The following is a 20,700-nucleotide window of genomic DNA, read 5'->3' as shown; positions in this document are numbered from 1 at the left end:
CCCTCTCAGCCCTCCACCGGCTCCAGCCGCAGCGAGATCGAGTTGATGCAGTACCGCTGGTCCGTCGGGGTCGGGTAGCCCTCGCCCTCGAAGACGTGGCCCAGGTGGGAGCCGCAGCGGGAGCAGCGGACCTCGGTGCGGACCATGCCGTGGGTGCGGTCCTCGATCAGCTCGACCGCGTCGGAGTCCTTCGGGTCGTAGAAGGACGGCCAGCCACAATGCGACGAGAACTTCTCGTTCGAGGTGAAAAGCTCCGCGCCGCACGCCCGGCAGGAGTAGACGCCCTTGGTGGTGGTGTCGGTGTACTCGCCGCGGAAGGCGGGCTCGGTGCCCGCCTGGCGCAGCACCTGGTACTCCGCCGGGCTGAGCTCCGCACGCCACTGCTCGTCCGGCTTCTCGACGTCGTACGCCATCGGCTCGCTCCCTCTGCTCCGCACTACTTCGACAGGTGGTCCAGGATGCGCGGGCCGAGGTCCGTGACGTCGCCCGCCCCCATGGTGAGAACGAGATCGCCGGGTCCGGCCATTCCCTCGATGATCTCGGGCACGGCACCCTTGTTGTGGACGGGCGTCACGTCGGCGCCAGCCTTCCGCGCCGCCTCGACGATCAGCTCGCTGGTGACGCCCGGGATCGGGTCCTCGCGGGCCGGGTAGATGTCGAGGACGACGGAGGCGTCCGCGAGGGCCAGCGCGTCGCCCATCTCCTCGCCCAGCTCCTGGGTCCGGGAGAACAGGTGCGGCTGGAAGACCACGAGGAGCCGGGAGTCGCCCGCGGCGCCCCGCATGGCCTCCAGGTCGGCGGTCATCTCGGTGGGGTGGTGCGCGTACGAGTCGATGACCTGCACGCCCCTCGCCTCGCCCTTGAGCTGGAGGCGGCGGCCGACGCCGGTGTAGGCGGTGAGGGCCTGCGCCAGCTCGGCCGGGTCGATGCCGACGCGGGCGCCGGCGGCGAGCGCGGCGGCGGCGTTGTGGGCGTAGTGGCGGCCGGGGACCGAGACGGTGAAGATGTGCTCGGCGCCGTCGAGGGCGACGGTCACCTCGCTCTTCATGCCGTTCGGGACGATCTTCAGGATGCGCGCGTCGGAGTCCTCGGACTCGCCGACCGTGACGATCTCCAGGCCCTCGCGGTCCGCGACCCGGCGGGCCAGCTCGCGGGCGCCCGCGTGCTCGCCGACGACCAGGGTGCCGCCGGGGCGGATCTTGGCGGTGAAGGCCTCGAAGGACTCGTAGATCTCCTCCAGGGACGCGTAGTTCGCGTGGTGGTCCAGCTCGACGTTGAGGACGATCGCGACCTCGGGGTCGTACTTCTGGAAGCTGCGGTCGCTCTCGTCGGCCTCGGCGACGAAGACCTCGCCGTCGCCGTGCAGCGCGTTGGTGCCGGGGCCCGCCAGGTCGCCGCCGATGGCGTACGAGGGGTCGAGGCCGAGGTGGGTGAGGGCGACGGCCAGCATGGAGGTGGTCGTCGTCTTGCCGTGCGTACCGGCGACCGCGATCGCGCGCAGGCCGTCCATGAGGGAGGCGAGCGCGTCGGAGCGGTGCACGACCGGGATGCCGAGCTCGGCGGCGCGGGCCAGCTCGGGGTTGTCGGCGCGGATGGCGCTGGAGACGACGACGGCGGAGGCGTCGTCGGCCAGGTGCTCGGCCGCGTGGCCGATGTGCACGGTGACGCCGAGGGAGCGCAGGGCCTCGGCGGTCGCGGACTCCTTGGCGTCGCTGCCGGCGACCTTGGCGCCGCGCTGGGCCAGGATCTTGGCGATGCCCGACATCCCGGCACCGCCGATGCCGATGAAGTGCGGCCGTTCCATGGCGGCGGGAATGGCGGGTGCCATGTGGATCTCTCCCCGAGACGTTTCGTTGGGTGTTCTTGGGTGTGCTTTGGGTGTTCTTGGGTGTGCTTCAGGTGTGGGACCCAGCCTAGTGGTTCACACCGGGCCCGCCCGGCGGGGCACGGCCGGGCCCGCGCCCCCCGCACGGAGCGCGGGCCCGGCCGTCACCGCCCGGTCACTCGCTGTGCGCGAAGAGCTTGAGCACCGGGACGCCGACCTTGTGGCGGGCCCGGGAGGCCCAGTCCCGGTGGAAGAACTCCTCCACGTAGTGCGGCGCGGTGAGGACGATCACCTCGTCCGCCCCCGCCTCGTCGACGACCGCCCTCATCCGGTCGAGCGGGTGGTCCTCGACGACCTGGCCGACCGCCTCGCAGCCGGCGTCCCTGAGGGCCTGGAGCGAGTGCTCCAGGGCCTGTTCGGCGGGGGGCCTGGCCTCCCGGCCCTCCGGTTCCTCGCCCTCGCGGGCCGCTTCCTTCAGTTCGCCCATGGCGACGTCGTCGATGGCACGCAGCAGTACATCGGCCTGGTCACCGCGCGGCTGCATCAGAACGATGAAGGACACGCCCTCGTCGCCGTGCAGCGTGGTGACGAATTCCACGTCCACGGACGTCAGCGGCTTCTCGATCATCAGAACGCTTGTGAACACCTCGGGAGCCCTTCTGCGGAAACCATCCTTCCCCGTGTTCGCACGGGGTCTGCGACTGTAAGTGTGCCCAGCGGACGGTAAGCGGAACGGCGAATTCCGCTTTTCTCAGGACCGAAGGTAGCGGGTGAAGAGGAAGCCGTCCCGCTCCAGGACGGAAGCCACCTGGAAGCGTGTCGGGACGGCCACCGGAGGGCCTCCGGCGATCCGCTGGGCGTCCCCCGCCGTCATCGTCGGCGAGATCGTCAGGCACAGCTCGTCCAGGACCCCCGCCGCCACGAACTGGCCGAGCAGCCTCGGCCCGCCCTCGGTGAGCTGGCGCCGCAGGCCGCGCTCCGTCAGCGCCGCCAGGGCACGGGCGGGGTCCACCCGGGCCCCGTCGCCCGCGAACAGCACCTCCGCCCCCGCCTCCCGGGCCGCCCGGACCCGCTCGGCCGGCGCCCCGCTCCCGGTCAGGACCAGGGTCGGCACCAGTGGCGCGGTGAAGAGCGGAAGCGAGAAGTCCAGGTCGAGGGAGCCGGTGACCACGGCGATCACGGGGGCCGGACCCTGCCCGGCGGCGGCCCGGCGCTCCGCGAAGGCCTCCCGCGCGCGGGCGGGGCGGTACCCCTCCAGGCGTACGGTCTCCGCGCCCACCACGATCACGTCGGCGAGCCCGCGCAGGGTCCCGAAGATCCTCATGTCGGTGTCGGAGGAGAGCGGCTGGGAGCGCCCCTCGTGCTGGCCGGCGCCGTCGAGCGAGGAGACCATGTTGGCCCGCAGCCAGGGGCCGTCGCCCTCCGGGTAGGCGTAGGCGTCGGCGAGCGCGTCGAGGGACCAGTCGCCGTCCCCGGCCCCGGGGGCCGGTCCGGCGGGCGCGGTCGGCGCGGCCGGTCCGGCTGTCATGTCCGTCACAGGAAACAGGCGTCGCATCCAGGCAGTCTGACATGGCGCTTACAGTGGGGAACTGTGTCGACCCGTGCCCTCACCGAAGCCGTCTCCTCCGCAGCGGCCCCGCTCTCGCTCTGCTCCCGAGAGCCCCACGTCCCCGCCGAGCGCCTCGTGGCGGAGATGGTGCCGCCGCCGCGCTTCGACTCCGTGCGCTTCGACACGTACATACCGGACCCGAACCAGCCCAGCCAGACGCAGGCCGTCGAGGTCCTGGGCGCCTTCGCCGAGGGTCTGGGCGGGGCGCACGCCTCCGGCGCCGGGAAGCGCCGCTGGTTCGCGAAGAAGCCGGCCGCCCCCACCGGGCCGCGCGGGGTCTACCTGGACGGCGGGTACGGCGTCGGCAAGACCCACCTGCTCGCCTCGCTCTGGCACGCGACCCCCGCCGACCCCGCCCTGAAGGCCTTCGGCACCTTCGTGGAGCTGACCAACCTGGTCGGCGCGCTCGGCTTCCAGCAGACCGTGCGGACGCTGAGCGGGCACCGGCTCCTCTGCATCGACGAGTTCGAGCTCGACGACCCGGGCGACACCGTCCTCGTCTCCAGCCTCCTCGGCAAGCTGGTCGAGGCGGGCGTGGCGCTCGCCGCCACCTCCAACACGCTCCCCGGCAAGCTCGGCGAGGGCCGCTTCGCCGCCGCCGACTTCCTCCGCGAGATCCAGGGCCTCTCCGCCCACTTCCGGCCGCTGCGGATCGACGGCGAGGACTACCGCCACCGCGGCCTGCCCGAGGCCCCCGCGCCGCACTCCGACCAGACCGTCACGGAGACCGCCTACGCCACGCCGGGCGCCTCCCTGGACGACTTCCCGCACCTGCTCGAACACCTGGCCAGGGTGCACCCGAGCCGGTACGGCGCCCTGACCGACGACCTCACCGCCGTCTGCCTCACCGACGTGCGGCCCGTGCCCGACCAGTCGACCGCGCTGCGGCTCGTCGTCCTGGCCGACCGGCTGTACGACCGCGAGATACCGGTGCTCGCCTCCGGCCTGCCCTTCGACCGCCTGTTCAGCGAGGAGATGCTGAACGGCGGGTACCGCAAGAAGTACTTCCGGGCGATCTCGCGGCTCACCGCGCTCGCCCGCGACGCGAAGGGGCTCGTCGCGCAGTAGCTTGGGGGCCGTACCCGACCGATCGAAAGGGATCCACCATGGCCACCGTGCGTCACGCCCACACCGTCTGGGAGGGCAACCTCATCCAGGGTTCCGGCGTCGTCTCCCTCGACTCCTCCGGCGTCGGACAGTTCGACGTCTCCTGGCCCGCCCGGTCGGAGGAGCCGAACGGCAAGACCAGCCCCGAGGAACTGATCGCGGCCGCGCACTCCTCCTGCTTCTCGATGGCCCTCTCCCACGGCCTGGCCGGCGCGGGCACCCCGCCCGCCCGCCTGGAGACCAAGGCCGACGTCACCTTCCAGCCGGGCGAGGGCATCACCGGCATCCACCTGACCGTGCGCGGCGAGGTCCCCGGCCTGGACGAGGACGGTTTCCGGGCGGCGGCGGAGGACGCGAAGAAGAACTGCCCGGTCAGCCAGGCGCTGTCGGGCACGAACATCACCCTCACCGCCGAACTGGGCTGATTCCGCACCTGACCACCGGTCAGGAACCGCACCACACCCGACAGTTGCGGCCCGCATGGTTCACGCGCCACCGGAGTGCGTGATACACACGTGCGGGTCGCACGTCACACAGGCAACACGTGACACGACGGAGCGTCACATCCTGTCCTCCAGCAGGGGAGCCCGTTGCCCATGTCCGCAACACGACGTCAGATCCTGTCCCGCACCGGCGCGTCCGTCGCCGGGATCGCCTTCACCGGCGCCCTCTCCGAACTCTTCGCGGGAAGCGCCTCGGCCGCGCCCGGCGACCGTCCGCCCCGGGGCGGCTACGGCCCCCTCGTGCCCGACCCCGCCGGCCTCCTCGACCTGCCGGCCGGCTTCCGGTACAAGGTCCTCTCCCGGCAGGGCGACCCGCTCCGCTCCGGCGAGGGGCCCGTCCCGAGCAACCACGACGGCATGGGCGCCTTCCCCGGCCACCGGGGCCGGGTGCACCTGGTCCGCAACCACGAGAACAAGGTCACCGGGAAGATCGGCGTCCCGGCCGTCCCCGGCCTCACGTACGACCCGGCGGCCAAGGGCGGCTGCACGGCCCTCGAACTCGACAGCCGGAACAATGTCCTCGGCGAGCGGGTCGCCGTCGCGGGCACGGCCGTCAACTGCGCGGGCGGGCCCACGCCCTGGAACACCTGGCTGACCTGCGAGGAGACCGAGGACAAGGCCGGCACGAACGGCTACGCCAAGGACCACGGCTTCGTCTTCGAGGTCGACGGCGCCGATCCGCGCCGCACCGGGGCCGTCCCGCTCACCGCCATGGGCCGCTTCCAGCACGAGGCCGTCGCCGTCGACCCGCACAGCGGCATCGTGTACGAGACGGAGGACGCCTTCGACCGCCCCTTCGGGCTCTTCTACCGCTTCCTCCCCCGCAAGCCGCTCGGCGGCACGGGCTCGCTGCGCGCGGGCGGCGCCCTGGAGGCGATGCGGGTGCCGGGCGTCCCCGACCTCTCCGCGGTCCAGGAGACCGGCGCCCGCTTCGAGGGCGTCGCATGGGTCCCCGTACCGGATCCGCTCGCGGCCGGAACGCCCATCAGGTTCCAGGACTTCGGCCCCCAGGGCATCACGCACGCGCAGAAGCTGGAGGGCTGTTACTGGGGCGGGCGGGCCGTCTACTTCGTGTCGTCGTTCGCGCGGGCCGGGGACGGCTCGGCGGCCACCCACTTCGGCCAGGTGTGGAAGTACGAGCCGCACCGGCGCCGCCTCACCCTCGTCGTGCTCTTCGGCCCGAGCACCGACGTGCAACTGCCGGGAGAGTCGCCGGACAACATCTGTCTGGCGCCGACCGGGGGCCTGATGGTCAGCGAGGACGGCGGGGGCGCGCAGCACGTCTTCGGGGTGAGCGAGCGGGGCGAGGTCTATCCGGTGGCCCGGGGGCGGCAGAACATCGGCACGCCCGGGGAGCCCGAGTGGGGCGAGTTCGCCGGGGTCACCTTCTCGCCGGACCGGAGCACGATGTACGTCAACTGCTACACGCCGGGGACGACGTTCGCCGTGACGGGCCCCTGGCGCCGCTGACCCGTCCCCGGAGGTCGCGGGCGGCCCGGTTGCGGTGGAGGATCGGGGGCAGGAGGGCGGGACTGCGGAAGGAGCGCGAGATGCCGAAGAAGCACGAGGGCAAGAAGCGGCGCGAGGAGCGGGAGCCGGTGCTGCGGGACGTCCTGCGCGTCCCCGTGGGCGAGCCGGTCGACCTCGCCTCGTACGACGCCCGCGGCATCCCGGCCGGCCCCGCCGACAAGGCGGCCGGCACGGCCGCCACCGCCGGCCTCGGGCCGCGCCTGGCCGACCTCCAGGAGCGCCTGTACGCGTCGAGCACCGCCGGGGACCGCCGGCGGCTGCTCCTGGTCCTCCAGGGCATGGACACCAGCGGCAAGGGCGGCACGGTCAAGCACGTGATCGGGTTCTTCAGCCCGTCGGGCTGCCGGGTGCGGGGCTTCAAGGCCCCGACGACCGAGGAGAAGGAGCACCCCTTCCTCTGGCGGATCGAGAAGGCGCTGCCCCTCCCGGGCGAGATCGGCATCTTCGACCGCTCGCACTACGAGGACGTCCTCGTCCCGCGCGTCCACGAGCTGGTCTCCCGCTCCGAGATCAAGCGCCGCTACCGGCAGATCAACCACTTCGAGAAGTCCCTCGCGGACGACGGCGTGACGGTGGTCAAGGTCTTCCTCCACCTCTCGTACGAGGAACAGCGCGCCCGGCTCCTCCAGCGCCTCGACGACCCCGACAAGCACTGGAAGTTCAACATGGGCGACATCGAGGAACGGGCCCTGTGGCCGGACTACCGGAAGGCCTACGAACTGGCCCTGGAGCGCTGCGGGACGGACACGGCGCCCTGGTACGTGGTCCCGGCGGACCGCAAGTGGTACCGGAACTGGGCGATCAGCAAGCTCCTCCTCGAACACCTGGAGGCGCTGGACCCGAAGTACCCGCCGGGGGACTTCGACGTGGAGGAGAGCCGGAAACTGCTCCTGGCCTCCTGAGCGGGCCGCCCGCAGGGCCGTGTGTCGGCCCGGCGCATGGACTCGGGCACCCCTCCTGCCGGGTCGCGAGCATTAATAACTTTGATCGGATAACTTCCGATCGTGAATATTCCTGTACGAAAAGTGGCGGCCCTCGGTCTACTGGGGGCCGTCCTCGTCGGCTGCGGCGAGGGCGCCGCCCCCAAGGCCCCGAGCGCGAAGGCGTCGGCCGGCGTCCCCTCGCCCTCCGCGAGCGCGAGCACGAGCGACGCCGCCCGGCCCAAGCCGGGTGCCGAGCCCGCCGCCGCGCCCACCATGGCGCCCGGCCCGAACGGGCTCACCCCCGTCTACACGCGCCGGGCCGCGAACTCCCCGAAGGGCGCCGAGAAGGTCGTGGCGCTCACCTTCGACGCCGACATGACGGCCGACCAGGGGCCCAGGGCCGCGCGCGGCGAGCGCTTCGACAACCCGGAGCTCATCGCGACCCTGCGCCGCCTGGAAGTGGACGCGACCGTCTTCATGACGGGCCGCTGGGCGGAGGAGTACCCGGACCAGGCCCGGTCCATCGGCGGCGACCCGCGCTTCGAGATCGCCAACCACTCGTACAGCCACTACGCCTTCGCGTCCCCCTGCTACGGCCTGCCCACCGTCCCCGGGCCCGACATGGCGGCGGACGTGCAGCGCGCCTTCGACGCCTTCCGGGACGCCGGGGCCGTCAACGTCGTCCCGTACTTCCGCTTCCCCGGCGGCTGCTACGACGACACGGCCCTGCGCGCCCTCGGCCCCGCCGGGGTGACGGCGGTCCAGTGGGACGTGGTCAGCGGGGACGCCTTCGCGAAGGACGCGGACGCGGTCGCGGAGCAGGTGCTCGACGGGGTGAAGCCCGGTTCGCTCGTGGTCATGCACTGCACGCGCAGCGCCGCGCCCGTCACCGAGCGGGCGATCCGCCGGATCGTCCCGGAGCTGCGGGCCCGCGGCTACCGCTTCGTGAAGGTGTCCGACCTCATGCGCGGCTGAGGCGCCCCGGGAGGAGTCTCAGCCGGAGCACGACATGCGCTGGGCCTCCTGCCACTCGCACACCGGGCAGAGCGTGACGCCCTTGGCCGACGCCGGGTACTCGGTCGGCTCCTGGCACAGCACGCAGGCGGCGAACGGACCCTCGGCCGCCGGTTCGGGCCTCGGGGCGGGCTCGGGAGTGCAGGACGACGCGGACACGGATGCGGACGCGGGCGTGGTCTCGGTCATGTGTCCGAGCGTACTCCCGGCGCGCCCGCCCCGGCCGTACGCGATCCGGCCGCGCTCACTCCAGGCGTGCCGTGGCGCGGCAGGCGAGGAACGCCGCCCCCGCCGCGAGGAGCAGGGCGGCCGCGACCACGTTCCGCGCGGCGGGCGGCTCCTGGGTGAGGCAGATCCGCACCGTCCAGGCCGTCACCGGCAGCAGGGCGGCGGCGGCGAACCCGAGCGCGTCGAGCACCGGCTCGGCCGCCCGCACGCCGACGCCGATGAAGACCGCGTACAGGAGGAGCGGCGCCAGCCACCGCCGCGAGCGGAGGAGGAGACCCGACTGGTAGCGCAGCAGCGCCGTCATGCCCGTACGCCCCCTTCGGAGGGTTCGGTCCGCCCGGTGTGGAGCCGGTGGACGTGCCAGGAGGCCGCGAGGAGCGCCCCGAGCAGGGCGTCGGAGTGGGCCTCGCCCATCGTGGGGACGGTGGTGCCGTCGGGGCCGGGCGCGACGGCCGGTCCGCCCGGCGGCCGTTCGGGGAGCGCGCGCCCGCCGGAGACGGTGATCCGCACCAGGGCGGCGGGAGGCAGGGCGAGGTCGACCCCGCGCAGCGCCCACGGCCCTCGCGGGCCGTGCCGGCGCCCGGCCCTCTCCAGCCTCGGCCGCCCACCGGCGGAGAGATCACCCGTCATGGGCGGCATCCTGGCGCGGACGCGGCGATTCCCACAAGAACCGCTCGTCACGGCGCCGGTGACGGCGCTCGTGGCGGCGATGGCAGACTTGCCCGGTGAACAGCGACGAGACCGATCTCCGCGACGAGAAGCCCCAGTTCGTCCTCCCCCTGGTGGTACGGATCGAGCGCGACGCGCCCCCGGCCCGTACCGACGCCCTGGAGACCGCGGCGCGGGCCGTCCTGGAGATCCTGACCGACGGGCGTTCCACCGGCGAGGGCGAGTGGGCGCGAGCCATGGCCGACTGGCAGGACGCCCGGATCCGCAAGGTGGTGCGCCGGGCGCGCGGCGCCGAGTGGCGGCGGGCGTGCGCGCTCCCCGGCATCACGGTCACCGGCGCGGAGGCGGAGGTGCGGGTCTTCCCGCCGGTCCCGCTCGACGGCTGGCCCAAGGACCTGGCCCGCCTCCAGGTCTCGGGCACCGACCTCGACGACCCGGCCGCCCCCGGCCCCGTGCCGGAGGGGGCGGCGGTGCTGTGGTTCAACCCGGACCTGGACATGTCGGCTGGCAAGTCGATGGCCCAGGCGGGCCACGGCGCCCAGCTCCTCTGGTGGGCCATGCCGGAGGACGGGCGCGAGGCCTGGCGGAAGGCGGGCTTCCCGCTCGCCGTGCGCACCGCCCCGGCCGCGGACTGGCCCGCCCTCACGACGAGCGGCCTCCCGGTCGTCCGCGACGCGGGCTTCACGGAGATCGCCCCGGGCTCGGCCACGGTGGTGTCGGCGTTCCCCCGGACCGACTGAGACGACCACCGGAGCCCCGAAACCTCAAATGAAGCTCTGAACGTCCCCCTCCCGGGGTTCGAACGTTCCCGCGTGGGCCATCACAGGGGAACTGAGGACCGAAGGAGGGGGACCATGACGGAACTCGGCATCGGCATCGGCTGGCGTCCCGAGATCGCGGAGGCGGTGGAGGGACTGGCCGGGGTCGACTGGGTGGAGGTCGTCGCGGAGAACATCTGCGCGGACCATCTGCCCGACTCCCTGACCCGGCTGCGGCGGCGCGGCGTCACGGTCGTGCCGCACGGCGTCTCGCTCGGGCTCGGCGGCGCGGGCCGGCCGGATCCCGGCCGGCTCGCGGCGCTCGGCGAGAAGGCGGTGGCGCTTGGGGCGCCGCTGGTCACCGAGCACATCGCGTTCGTACGGGCCGGAGGGGCGCTCACGGCGTCCCCGGCGCTCGAAGCGGGCCACCTGCTGCCCGTGCCCCGCACCCGGGACGCCCTCGACGTGCTCTGCGAGAACGTGCGCATCGCCCAGGACGCGCTGCCCGTGCCGCTCGCCCTGGAGAACATCGCCGCCCTGATCTCCTGGCCGGGCGAGGAGATGACGGAGGGGCGGTTCCTCGCGGAGCTGGTGGAGCGCACGGGGGTGCGGCTCCTCATCGACGTGGCCAACCTGCACACCAACCGCGTCAACCGCGGCGAGGACCCGGCGCGGGCCCTGTCCGAGCTGCCCGTCGAGGCCATCGCGTACGTGCACGTGGCGGGCGGCGTCGAGCGGGACGGCGTCTGGCACGACACGCACGCCCACCCGGTGCCCCGCCCGGTCCTCGACGTCCTCGCCGACCTCGCCTCCCGGGTCTCCCCGCCGGGGGTGCTCCTGGAGCGGGACGACGACTTCCCGGCGGCGGCGGAGCTGGCGGAGGAACTGACCGTGATCCGGGCGACGGTGGCGGGGGCGTCCGTCCGCCGGGAGGCGGCGGCGGAGCGGCCGGCCGGTCGGCCGCTGCTCATCGGCGCCGGTGCCCGCGTCTCCGGCGGGCCGATGCCCGGGGTCGTCCCGGACGCGCCCCCGGCGGCGCCGGAGGCCGTCGTGCCCGTGCCCGTACCGGACGGGGGCGCGCGGCAGCGGCTCGGGCTCGCGCAGGCCTCGCTGCTCTCGGCGCTCGTCGCCGGGACGCCCGTGCCCGAGGGGTTCGACAGCCGGCGGATCGGGGTGCAGAGCCGGGCGCTCGCGGCCAAGCGGGCCGGGGTGGTCGCGAAGGTCGCGCCGGAGCTGCCCGGGATCCTGGGCCGGGAGTTCCGGCCCGCGTTCCTCGCGTACGCCCGGTCCCGTCCCATGAACGGCGGCTACCGCCGGGACGCGCTCGACTTCGCCGAGCACCTGCTGCTCGCCGGGCGCCCGGAGGACCCGGCCGCGCACCGCCTGCTCACCCGGTGGTGGCAGGACCGTTCCGGCAGCCGCCCGCCGGGCCCCGCCGCGCGGCTCGTCCGGGCCGCCCGCCACGCACTCGTACGGAGATGACCATGGGCCTCCCGATCGCCCTGTACTACCTCGTGGCCGCCGTCGCCGTCGCCCTGCTCGTCACCCGGGTCGTCCGGTCGCGCGGCGGCTCCGGCGGGCCGGTCCACGACCGGTACGAGGCCGCCTTCCTCCACGGCGGTCCGGCCAGGGTCGCCGACAGCGCCTTCGCGGCCCTCCAGGCGGACGGCCGGATCGCGGTCGGCGGGCCAGGCGTCGTGGCCGTCGTGCGCCCGACCGCGCGCGACCTGGTGGAGCGCGCGGTGCTCCAGGAGCACGCCGCCGCCCCGCACGGGGCCCTGCACCACCTGCGGCTCGCCGTGATGCGGCATCCGGCGGTGCAGGAGATCGGCGACGGGCTCGCGGAGCGCGGGCTCCTCGTGGACCCGGCGACGCGGCGCGTCACGAACCGGTGGTGCGTCGTGGTCGGCGTCGCGGCGTTCGTCCTGTTCCCGGTCTCGTTCTTCCTCACGGTCGCCGACTTCGCCACGGACGACGGGTTCTCGGTGCCGTTCACCTTCAAGGTGGTCCCGGCGCTGTTCGCCATGGGCGCCGCGGCCGTGGTCTGCGGGACGGCCTCCGCCGGGCGGGTCACCCCGGCGGGCCGGCGGGCGCTCGCCGCGTACGGGAGCGAGCGGGGGCACCTCGCGGACGCGGGCCACCTCGTGGCCCTCCACGGGCTGCGGGCGCTGCCGGACCCGGTGCTCCGGGAGCAACTCCTCGCCGCCGCCCGCGTCAACGGGCCGCGGAGGCCCGGACGCGGCGGGCGCTCGGGGCCGTCCCCGCACCACCACTCCTCCTCGTCCTCCCCGGGCGCGGACGCGCTCGGCGTGGTCGCCGTGTGGTGCGCGGACTCGGGCTCGTGCGGCAGTGGAGGCGGGGGCGGCGGGGGTTCCTGCTCGTCGGGCTCCTGCTCCTCCGGATCCTGCTCGGGAGGGGGCGCCGGCAGTTGTGGGGGGAGTTCCGGCTCGTGTTCGAGTTCGAGCTCCAGCTCGTGCTCAAGCTCCAGTTCGAGCTCGTGTTCCAGCTCCAGCAGCTGACCGCCCGTACGCGCGGAGAAGGGGCGGAAAAGGCGCGGAAAAGGTCCCGGAAATGACGCCGGTGCGGCGCGCGTGACGCGCGCCGCACCAGGAGCCGGACCCGGTGTCGCTGGAGCGGCGGGCGGATGGTTTCCGCCGGCCGTCTGACCTTCCGGGTCGGAGGATGGCGCGCCCGGCCGGGAGCCGGGCCGCCACCGGGTTTCGTACGGCCGTCAGGCCAGGCCCGCCACCAGGTCGGCGACGTCCTTGCGGCGGCCGGTGTAGAACGGGACCTCCTCGCGGACGTGCATCCGCGCCTCGGAGGCGCGCAGGTGGCGCATGAGGTCCACGATGCGGTGCAGCTCGTCGGCCTCGAAGGCGAGGAGCCACTCGTAGTCGCCGAGCGAGAAGGAGGCGACCGTGTTGGCGCGGACGTCGGGGTAGCCCCGGGCCATCTTGCCGTGGTCGGCCAGCATCCGGCGGCGGTCCTCGTCCGGCAGCAGGTACCAGTCGTAGGAGCGGACGAAGGGGTAGACCGAGACGTAGTCGCGCGGGTTCTCGTCGGCCAGGAAGGCCGGGATGTGCGACTTGTTGAACTCGGCCGGGCGGTGCAGCGCCATGTTCGACCAGACCGGCTCCAGGGCGCGGCCCAGGCGGGTGCGGCGGAAGAGGTTGTACGCCTCCTGGAGCTCGTCGCTCGTCTCGGCGTGCCACCAGATCATGACGTCGGCGTCGGCGCGCAGACCGGAGAGGTCGTACGTGCCCCGGACGGTGATGTCCTTGGCCGCGAGCTGGTCGAACAGCTCCTGGACCTCGTCGGCGTAGCCGCTCCGGTCCTCGGGCAGGACGTCGCGCAGCTTGAAGACGGACCACAGGGTGTAGCGGATGACCTCGTTGAGGTCCTTCGCCTTCTTACCGGCGTTCGGGATCTTTTCGGGCGCACTCATACGCCTATTCTCGCCCGTCACGAGGAGTGCCCCGCACCGGGGGCCGCCGTTTCCGACGTGGCGATGATCTCGTCGGCGGAACCGGAGCCTCCGCCGGTGGGCGCGCCCGCGATCCCGTCGGCCGCGCGGTGCGCCGAGGCGATGCAGGCGGGGATGCCGACGCCGTCGTACGCGGCGCCCGCGATCCGCAGTCCGGGCAGGGCGGCGACGGCCTCGCGGACGCGGGCGACGCGGGCGAGGTGGCCGACCGGGTACTGGGGCAGGCCGCCGGTCCAGCGGGTGACCTCGGTGGCGACCGGGCGGGCGCCGAGGCCGGTGGCGGCGGCGAGGTCCTTGAGGGAGGCGTCGACGAGGTCGGCGTCCTCGCGGTGGAGCTGCTCCTCCTCGCCGTGGCGGCCGACGGAGGTGCGGAGCACGAACAGGTCGGGGGCCGCGTCGGCCACCCAGCCCCACTTCCGCGAGGAGAAGGTGGAGGCCTTGATCGTGCGGCCGTCGACGGGGGGCACGAGGAAGCCCGAGCCGGCCGGGAGGGAGACGTCCGAGCGGCGGAAGGCGAAGGTGACCAGGGCCATGGAGGCGTACTCGATCGCGTCGAGTTCGCGCGCGGCGGCGGGGGCGTGCTCCGCGAGGAGCGCGGCGGCGGGCCCGGCGGGGGTGGCGAGGACGACGGCGTCGGCGGCGAGGACGCGGTCGCCGCTCACGACCTGCCAGCCGGTGGCCCCGGTGCGGCGCAGCGCCGTCACGGGGGCGTTCAGGAGGATCTCGCCGCCGGCGGCGCGGACCGCGCCGGCGACGGCGCCGGGCAGGGTGCCGACACCGCCCTCGACGCCGGCGAAGACGGAGCCGCCGAGGCCGGTGGCGGCGCCCGCCGCGTCGGCCGGGACGGCGGCGCCGGCCCGCTGGACGGCGCGGACGGCGGCGGTGAGCGTGGGGTGCTCGCGGGCGGCCTCGAAGAGGGCCGGGACGGCGGCCCTCATGGAGATGCGGTGGGCGTCCCCGGCGTACACCCCGCCGAGGAGGGGTTCGACGAGGCGGTCGACGACCTCGTGGCCCATGCGGGCGGCGACGTACGCGCCGATGGCGATGTCGTCCCCGATCTCGGTGGGCGGCAGGTCGAGGTCGGCGGCGATCCGGCGCACGCCCTCCTCGGAGAGGAGGCCCCCGAGCGCGCGGGCGTCGCCGGGGACGCCCATGACGTGTCCCTTCGGCATGGGGACGAGGTCGCCCCGGGACCAGACGGACGCGGTGGCGGTGGCGGGGGCGAGGAGCCGGTCGCCGAGGCCGACGGCGCGGGCGAGGGCGACCGCCTCGGGGCGGCGGGCGAGCAGCGACTCGGCGCCGAGGTCCACGGGGGCGCCCGCGACCTCCCCGGCGAGGAGCTTGCCGCCGAGCCGGCCGTCCGCTTCGAGGAGGGTCACCCGGTGGCCGGCGAGGGCCAGCCGGTGGGCGGCCGCGAGGCCGGTGATCCCGCCCCCGGCGACGACGACGTGGGGTGCCGTGGTGTCCGCGTTCATGGGACCACTCTCTCAAATCGCCCGTCCGCTCCCGTTCCGAGGCCCGACCGTGACCGCATCGCTACCGCGGAACGGCAACCCGCGCCACGGGGTCGTGCGTCAAAGGGGCATCACCGAGAAGGCACTGCCGAAGACATCACCACCTTGGGGGATCCCGTGCGGGGAACGAGTACGGCGGCCGCCGTCCTGCTGACGGCTTCACTGGTTCTGACGGGCTGCGGCGCGGGCGGGTCGGACGCGGGCGACAAGGAGGCGGGGGCACGGGCGGCGCAGCCCGCCGACCGGGCGCCGGGCGGGGGCACGGCGGACGGGTCCTCGGGGGCCTCGGGGCCCTCCTCCGGTTCCGGGGCCGATTCCGGTACGGGTTCCGGTTCCGGTTCCGGCAAGGCCCCGGCGAAGGCGCCGGCCCCGCAGCACGTCATCCGCACCGCCTCACTGTCCGTGGAGGTCGTGGACACGGCGAAGGCCCTGGCCACGGCCCGTACGGCGGCGGTGGACGCGGGCGGGCGGGTCGAGAACGAGTCGACGGAGCGGGTCGACGACGCGTACCTCGCCTCGCGGATCGTGCTGCGGGTGCCGCAGGAGAAGTACGATTCCGTCCTCGCCGAACTGGCGGGCACCGGCAGGCTGCTGGGCCGCAAGGCCGACGCGCAGGACGTCACCGACCAGGTGGTGGACGTGCAGAGCCGGATCGCCACCCAGCGGGCGAGCGTGGCGCGGGTGCGGGAGCTGATGGACCGGGCGGACCGGCTGTCCGACGTGGTGACCCTGGAGGCCGAGCTGAGCCGGCGTCAGGCGGACCTGGAGGCGCTGCTCGCCCAGCAGTCCTCGCTGAAGGACCGGACGTCGCTGGCGACGATCACCCTCCAGCTCACCGAGGAGCGGAAGGAGGAGCCGAAGGCCGGGGAGCCGGAGGAGGAGGGCCGTCCCGGCTTCCTGGACGCGCTGGGCGGCGGCTGGAACGCGCTGGTCGCCGTGGTGGCCTGGGTCCTGGTCGTGCTCGCCGCCCTGGCCCCGTGGCTCGCGGTCGGTCTGGTCGCCCTCGTCCTCTGGCGCCGGCTGGTCCGCCCCCGGCTCGCCGCCCGCCGCCCCGCCCCGGTGCCGGGGCCGCGCCCCGAGGAGGCGGCCCCCCGTCCGGCGGAGGCGCCGGAGAAGTAGCGTCGTCCCCATGAGCGAACGACTGGTGGTCATCGGTGGCGACGCGGCGGGCATGTCCGCCGCGTCGCAGGCGCGCAGGCTCAAGTCCCCGGAGGAGCTGGAGATCGTCGCCTTCGAGCGCGGTCACTTCTCCTCGTACTCGGCCTGCGGCATCCCGTACTGGGTCGGCGGGGACGTCGGCTCGCGCGACGAGCTGATCGCCCGGTCCCCCGAGGAGCACCGGGCCCGTGACATCGGCCTGCGGACGCGGACCGAGGTGACGGAGATCGACGTCGAGCGGCAGCGGGTCCGCTCCCGGGACCTGGAGTCCGGCGCGGAGGAGTGGACCGGCTTCGACAAGCTGGTGATCGCGACCGGGGCGCGGCCGCTGCGCCCGCCGGTGCCGGGGATCGACGCGCCCGGGGTGCACGGCGTGCAGAACCTGGACGACGGCCAGGCCCTGATCGACGCGCTTTCCGGCACGGAGGGCCGGCGGGCGGTGGTGGTCGGCGCCGGGTACATCGGCGTGGAGATGGCCGAGGCGCTCCTCAACCGGGGCTACGAGGTGACCGTCCTCAACCGCAGCGAGCAGCCGATGGCGACCCTCGACCCGGACATGGGCCGGCTGGTGCACGCGGCGATGGACGGGCTCGGGATCAGGACGGTCAACTCGGCGGCGGTCACGAAGGTCCTCACCGGGCCCGACGGCCGGGTCCGTGCGGTGGCGACGGACGAGGAGGAGTATCCGGCGGACGTGGTGGTCCTGGGCACGGGCGTGCGGCCGGAGACCTCGCTCGCCGAGGAGGCGGGGCTGCCGCTCGGGGCGTACGGCGGGCTGCTCACCGACCTGGGCATGCGGGTGCGGGGGCACGGGAACGTCTGGGCGGGCGGCGACTGCGTGGAGGTCCTGGACCTGGTCTCGGGCCGGATGCGGCACGTGGCCCTCGGGACGCACGCGAACAAGCAGGGCCAGGTCATCGGGACGAACGTCGGCGGCGACTACGCGACCTTCCCGGGCGTGGTGGGCACGGCGGTGTCGAAGGTGTGCGACCTGGAGATCGCGCGGACCGGCCTGCTGGAGAAGGAGGCCCGGGAGGCGGGGCTGCGGTTCGTGACGGTGACGGTCGAGTCGACGAGCCGGGCGGGCTACTACCCGGGGGCCGCGCCGATGACGGTGAAGATGCTGGCCGAGCGGCGGACCGGGCGGCTGCTCGGGACGCAGATCGTGGGCCGGGAGGGCGCGGCGAAGCGGGTGGACGTGGCGGCGGTGGCGCTCACGGCGAGGATGACGGTGGAGGCGATGACGGCCCTGGACCTGGGGTACGCGCCGCCGTTCTCGCCGGTGTGGGACCCGGTGCTCGTCGCGGCCCGCAAGGCGACGGCGGCGGTCCGCGCGGCGGGCTGAAGGGAGCCCGTACGGCGACGGCCGCCGGGGGGTGCCCCGGCGGCCGTCGCCGTCGCGTGAGTGGTTCCCGGCGGTCGGCCGGTCGTGCGGGTGCTCGGCGGTGCTTCCCGGCGGTCGGGTCAGACGGCCGTGTGGGTGTGCACGTACTCGACGAGGCGGGTCAGCGCGTCCGGGTCGGTGGTCGGCAGGACGCCGTGGCCCAGGTTGAAGACGTGCCCCTCCAGGCCCTTGGCGGCGGCCAGGACCTCGTCCGTCTTGGTCTCGACGGCCTCGCGGGAGGAGAAGAGGACGGCGGGGTCGAGGTTGCCCTGGAGCGCCTTGCCGGGGCCGACGCGGCGGGCGGCCTCGTCGAGCGGGACGCGCCAGTCGACGCCGACGACGTCCGCGCCCGCCTCGCCCATGAGGCCGAGCAGCTCGCCGGTGCCGACGCCGAAGTGGATGCGCGGGACGCCGTAGCCGGCGACCGCGTCGAACACCTTCACGGAGGCGGGCATCACGGAGCGGCGGTAGTCGGCCGGGGCGAGGGCGCCGACCCAGGAGTCGAAGAGCTGCACGGCGGAGGCGCCGGCCTCGATCTGGACCTTGAGGAAGGTCGAGGTGATCTCGGCGAGGCGGTCGAGGAGGTCGGCCCAGAGCTGCGGGTCGCCGTACATGAGCGCCTTGGTGTGCTCGTGGTTACGCGACGGACCGCCCTCGACGAGGTAGCTCGCGAGGGTGAAGGGCGCGCCGGCGAAACCGATGAGCGGGGTGTCGCCCAGCTCGCCGGTGAGCATGCCGATGGCCTCGGTGACGTAGTGGACGTCCTCGGGGGTCAGGTCGCGCAGCCGGGCCAGGTCGGCGCGGGTGCGGATCGGCTCGGCGACGACCGGGCCGACGCCGGGCTTGATGTCGAGGTCGAGGCCGATGGCCTTGAGGGGGACGACGATGTCGCTGAAGTAGATGGCGGCGTCGACCTTGTGGCGGCGCACCGGCTGGAGCGTGATCTCGGTGACCAGCTCGGGCCGCATGCACGACTCCAGCATGGGGATGCCCTCGCGGACCTTCAGGTACTCGGGGAGGGAGCGCCCGGCCTGCCGCATGAACCAGACGGGGGTGTGCGGCACCGGCTCGCGCCGGCACGCCTTGAGGAACGCGGAGTCGTACGTCCGCGACTGCTGCTTCGTCTGCTGGCCCTGCGGGCTGTCGTTGGCACTCACGCCCAGAATCTTCGCATGTGGCGGGAAGCCGCTCGTCCGGGCCGGGTGTCCCTCCCTGCACGGAGGCCCCGTTCCGCCTACTCTTCCCCGCATGGCTGCGGCTCAGGGACACTTTTCCGATCATTCCGACGGCGATCGAGGGACGGACGAAACGGCGGGCAGTACGGAGGCGAACCCGGTGCCACCGGCCTTCCGGCGGGCGGTGGAGGCCTTGCGCGCGGCGCGGCTGCGGCCCGAGATCGAGGTGGACCCGACCAGACCGCCGCAGCGGCTGGCCCCGTACGCGTACGCGGTGGAGGCGGCGGTCGTCGACGGCGAGGACGACCTGGCGGACGGGCGGCTCGTCCTGCTGCACGACCCGGCCGGGCACGAGGCCTGGAAGGGAACGTTCCGCCTGGTGACGCTGGTGCGGGCGGAGCTGGAGCCGGAGATGGCGGCGGACCCGCTGCTGCCGGAGGTGTGCTGGTCCTGGCTGACGGGGGCCCTGGAGGCGCGGGGGCTCGCGTACGGGGAGGCGAGCGGGACCGTGACGATGGCGGGCTCGCACTACTTCGGCGGACTCGCGGACCGGCGGCCGGCGACCCAGATCGAGATCCGGGCCTCCTGGACGCCGCGCGAGGGCCTGAACGGGGTGCCGGACACGGGGGCGCACCTGGCGGCCTGGTGCGACCTGCTCTGCCAGATCGCGGGGCTGCCGCCCGCGTCCGCCGAGCCGGGGGCGGCGGGGACGGCCACGGGCGGGGGCGTCGTCTCGCTGCCGCAGCGGCGGGGTCCGCAGCAGGTCTGACGTTTCCCGGAGCGCTCCGGCGCGTTGTACAGGGCGTTCGGAAAGGCGCTCCGGGGCTCCCCCGGGAGGGTGACGGAGCGGGGCCCGCTCGTAGGATGATCGATCAGGCGTCCGAATTGCCCTAATTGTTACTCACCAAATCGTGATCTTTCCCTAAAGGCGGGCGGTCATGCTGCCGAAGGAGTCAGTGACCCCGTTCACAGCACGGGTCCGCCCCCGGCTTCTTCCCCGAGCCGGCTCCGTCCCCCCACCTTCCCCCCAGGAGGCCTGGTGTCCGTTCTCCTCGAGCAGCCCGCAAGCCTGGTCGCCTACCGCCCGAACAAGCCGACGGCCATGGTCGTCGTGGCCGATCCGCGCGTCCGTTCCACCGTGACCCGTCACCTGTGGGCCCTCGGAGTACGTGACGTGATCGAGGCGTCGTCCATCGCGGAGGCCCGTCCCCGCGTCGGCAACCCGCGCGACATCTGCGTTGCCGACGTCCACCTGCCCGACGGCAGCGGCCTGACCCTGCTGTCCGAGACCCGCGCCGCGGGCTGGCCCAACGGCCTCGCCCTCTCGGCCGCCGACGACATCGGCGCCGTGCGCAACGCCCTCGCGGGCGGCGTGAAGGGCTACGTCGTCACCGGCACCCGGACCAACATCGGTCACCCCACCCGTCCCGGCGCCGCCCCCATCGGCGCCGCGGCGGCCCGTCTGGGCCACCGCCGCCCCCCGGGTGCCCCGAGCCACCCGGGCGGCTACCGCGAGCTCTCCGGCCGTGAGGTCGAGGTGCTGCGGCTCGTCGCGGAGGGCCAGTCGAACAAGGCGATCGGCGTCTCCATGGGCCTGTCCGCCCTGACCGTCAAGAGCCACCTCGCCCGCATCGCCCGCAAGCTGGGCACCGGAGACCGCGCCGGCATGGTCGCGGTGGCCCTGCGGACGGGGATCATCCACTGACCTGCGGTGGACAGGCGGCGGGGGGGGGCGGGGCGGGGGGGGGGGGGGCGACGGCCCGCGCGGCGGGGCGCGGAAACCGCACCACGAAAAACAAAAAAAAAAAAAAATGAAGTG

21 protein-coding genes and 1 pseudogene are annotated in these 20,700 nt (G+C 74.2%); 12 read left to right on the top strand and 10 right to left on the bottom strand.

Translation table 11 applies throughout. The annotated features are described in order from the left end of the window. Positions 1 to 5 precede the first annotated feature (5 nt). The 4 genes from msrB to AB0398_RS27935 all read right to left on the bottom strand — a co-directional run bounded on the left by msrB (position 6) and on the right by AB0398_RS27935 (position 3,353). Positions 6 to 413, bottom strand: coding sequence for a peptide-methionine (R)-S-oxide reductase MsrB (gene msrB / locus AB0398_RS27950; protein WP_366378397.1), 408 nt, complete (start codon positions 411 to 413; stop codon positions 6 to 8). Between the two features lie 23 nt (positions 414 to 436). Next, positions 437 to 1,828, bottom strand: coding sequence for a UDP-N-acetylmuramate--L-alanine ligase (gene murC, locus AB0398_RS27945; protein ID WP_366378396.1), 1,392 nt, complete (start codon positions 1,826 to 1,828; stop codon positions 437 to 439). A 172-nt stretch (positions 1,829 to 2,000) separates the two neighbouring features. Then, a complete protein-coding gene (locus tag AB0398_RS27940) occupies positions 2,001 to 2,471 on the bottom strand; it encodes an indole-3-glycerol phosphate synthase (protein WP_366378395.1) in 471 nt (156 codons plus the stop codon). A 105-nt stretch (positions 2,472 to 2,576) separates the two neighbouring features. Next, positions 2,577 to 3,353 (bottom strand): pyrimidine reductase family protein, encoded by a 777-nt coding sequence (locus AB0398_RS27935; protein WP_366378394.1) that lies wholly within the window; start codon positions 3,351 to 3,353, stop codon positions 2,577 to 2,579. 63 nt (positions 3,354 to 3,416) lie between these two features. Between AB0398_RS27935 and zapE the strand changes: the two genes are divergently transcribed. The 5 genes from zapE (at position 3,417) to AB0398_RS27910 (ending at position 8,472) form a co-directional block, all read left to right on the top strand. After that, positions 3,417 to 4,502, top strand: a complete 1,086-nt coding sequence (zapE, locus tag AB0398_RS27930) for a cell division protein ZapE (RefSeq protein WP_366378393.1) — start codon at positions 3,417 to 3,419, stop codon at positions 4,500 to 4,502. Between the two features lie 38 nt (positions 4,503 to 4,540). Next, complete coding sequence (locus AB0398_RS27925) at positions 4,541 to 4,966, top strand: OsmC family protein (RefSeq protein ID WP_366378392.1); 426 nt, start codon at positions 4,541 to 4,543, stop codon at positions 4,964 to 4,966. A gap of 171 nt (positions 4,967 to 5,137) precedes the next feature. Next, positions 5,138 to 6,514: an alkaline phosphatase PhoX gene (locus AB0398_RS27920; protein ID WP_366378391.1), complete on the top strand. Its 1,377-nt coding sequence runs from the start codon at positions 5,138 to 5,140 to the stop codon at positions 6,512 to 6,514. An 80-nt stretch (positions 6,515 to 6,594) separates the two neighbouring features. After that, positions 6,595 to 7,476, top strand: coding sequence for a PPK2 family polyphosphate kinase (locus tag AB0398_RS27915; RefSeq protein ID WP_366378390.1), 882 nt, complete (start codon positions 6,595 to 6,597; stop codon positions 7,474 to 7,476). A 102-nt stretch (positions 7,477 to 7,578) separates the two neighbouring features. Then, a complete protein-coding gene (locus AB0398_RS27910) occupies positions 7,579 to 8,472 on the top strand; it encodes a polysaccharide deacetylase family protein (protein ID WP_366378389.1) in 894 nt (297 codons plus the stop codon). An 18-nt stretch (positions 8,473 to 8,490) separates the two neighbouring features. Here the strand turns inward: AB0398_RS27910 and AB0398_RS27905 are convergent, their stop codons facing one another. The 3 genes and pseudogenes from AB0398_RS27905 to AB0398_RS27895 form a co-directional block, all read right to left on the bottom strand. Continuing rightward, positions 8,491 to 8,700, bottom strand: coding sequence for a hypothetical protein (locus AB0398_RS27905; protein ID WP_366378388.1), 210 nt, complete (start codon positions 8,698 to 8,700; stop codon positions 8,491 to 8,493). A 115-nt stretch (positions 8,701 to 8,815) separates the two neighbouring features. After that, positions 8,816 to 9,043, bottom strand: a pseudogene (locus AB0398_RS27900) (ABC transporter); the annotation flags it as partial. Next, entirely contained in the window at positions 9,040 to 9,369 is a 330-nt protein-coding gene (locus AB0398_RS27895; protein ID WP_366378387.1) for a hypothetical protein, read from the bottom strand. The pseudogene AB0398_RS27900 and the gene AB0398_RS27895, both read right to left, overlap by 4 nt. 95 nt (positions 9,370 to 9,464) lie before the next feature. On the opposite strand from AB0398_RS27895, the gene AB0398_RS27890 reads away from it, so the two are divergent. The 3 genes from AB0398_RS27890 to AB0398_RS27880 all read left to right on the top strand — a co-directional run bounded on the left by AB0398_RS27890 (position 9,465) and on the right by AB0398_RS27880 (position 12,685). Further along, positions 9,465 to 10,148, top strand: coding sequence for a peptidyl-tRNA hydrolase (locus tag AB0398_RS27890; protein ID WP_366378386.1), 684 nt, complete (start codon positions 9,465 to 9,467; stop codon positions 10,146 to 10,148). Positions 10,149 to 10,262: 114 nt separating this feature from the next. Next, on the top strand, positions 10,263 to 11,648 hold the full coding sequence (locus AB0398_RS27885) for a DUF692 domain-containing protein (RefSeq protein ID WP_366378385.1): 1,386 nt from the start codon (positions 10,263 to 10,265) through the stop codon (positions 11,646 to 11,648). A gap of 2 nt (positions 11,649 to 11,650) precedes the next feature. Further along, the gene (locus tag AB0398_RS27880) at positions 11,651 to 12,685 is read left to right on the top strand and encodes a TIGR04222 domain-containing membrane protein (protein WP_366378384.1); all 1,035 of its coding nucleotides are present in this window, start codon (positions 11,651 to 11,653) and stop codon (positions 12,683 to 12,685) included. A 212-nt stretch (positions 12,686 to 12,897) separates the two neighbouring features. Here AB0398_RS27880 and hemQ read toward each other — a convergent pair whose 3' ends face one another. Together hemQ and hemG are read right to left on the bottom strand one after the other, a co-directional pair. After that, positions 12,898 to 13,611, bottom strand: coding sequence for a hydrogen peroxide-dependent heme synthase (gene hemQ / locus AB0398_RS27875; RefSeq protein ID WP_366378383.1), 714 nt, complete (start codon positions 13,609 to 13,611; stop codon positions 12,898 to 12,900). A gap of 17 nt (positions 13,612 to 13,628) precedes the next feature. Beyond that, positions 13,629 to 15,125, bottom strand: coding sequence for a protoporphyrinogen oxidase (hemG, locus tag AB0398_RS27870; RefSeq protein ID WP_366378382.1), 1,497 nt, complete (start codon positions 15,123 to 15,125; stop codon positions 13,629 to 13,631). 156 nt (positions 15,126 to 15,281) lie between these two features. Between hemG and AB0398_RS27865 the strand changes: the two genes are divergently transcribed. Then, positions 15,282 to 16,283, top strand: coding sequence for a DUF4349 domain-containing protein (locus tag AB0398_RS27865; RefSeq protein WP_366378381.1), 1,002 nt, complete (start codon positions 15,282 to 15,284; stop codon positions 16,281 to 16,283). A 10-nt stretch (positions 16,284 to 16,293) separates the two neighbouring features. Then, complete coding sequence (locus AB0398_RS27860; protein WP_366378380.1) at positions 16,294 to 17,667, top strand: FAD-dependent oxidoreductase; 1,374 nt, start codon at positions 16,294 to 16,296, stop codon at positions 17,665 to 17,667. Between the two features lie 119 nt (positions 17,668 to 17,786). Here AB0398_RS27860 and hemE read toward each other — a convergent pair whose 3' ends face one another. Then, positions 17,787 to 18,863, bottom strand: coding sequence for a uroporphyrinogen decarboxylase (gene hemE / locus AB0398_RS27855; protein ID WP_366378379.1), 1,077 nt, complete (start codon positions 18,861 to 18,863; stop codon positions 17,787 to 17,789). Between the two features lie 91 nt (positions 18,864 to 18,954). Between hemE and AB0398_RS27850 the strand changes: the two genes are divergently transcribed. Both AB0398_RS27850 and AB0398_RS27845 read left to right on the top strand, forming a co-directional pair. After that, positions 18,955 to 19,650 (top strand): DUF3000 domain-containing protein, encoded by a 696-nt coding sequence (locus AB0398_RS27850; RefSeq protein ID WP_366378378.1) that lies wholly within the window; start codon positions 18,955 to 18,957, stop codon positions 19,648 to 19,650. A 270-nt stretch (positions 19,651 to 19,920) separates the two neighbouring features. Further along, positions 19,921 to 20,586 (top strand): response regulator transcription factor, encoded by a 666-nt coding sequence (locus AB0398_RS27845; RefSeq protein WP_015037008.1) that lies wholly within the window; start codon positions 19,921 to 19,923, stop codon positions 20,584 to 20,586. Positions 20,587 to 20,700: the final 114 nt, after the last annotated feature.

It is taken from the genome of Streptomyces sp. NPDC086147, from assembly GCF_040702165.1.
In the GTDB taxonomy this organism is placed as follows: Bacteria; Actinomycetota; Actinomycetes; order Streptomycetales; family Streptomycetaceae; genus Streptomyces.
This window is presented reverse-complemented; position numbering and strand designations above follow the sequence as displayed.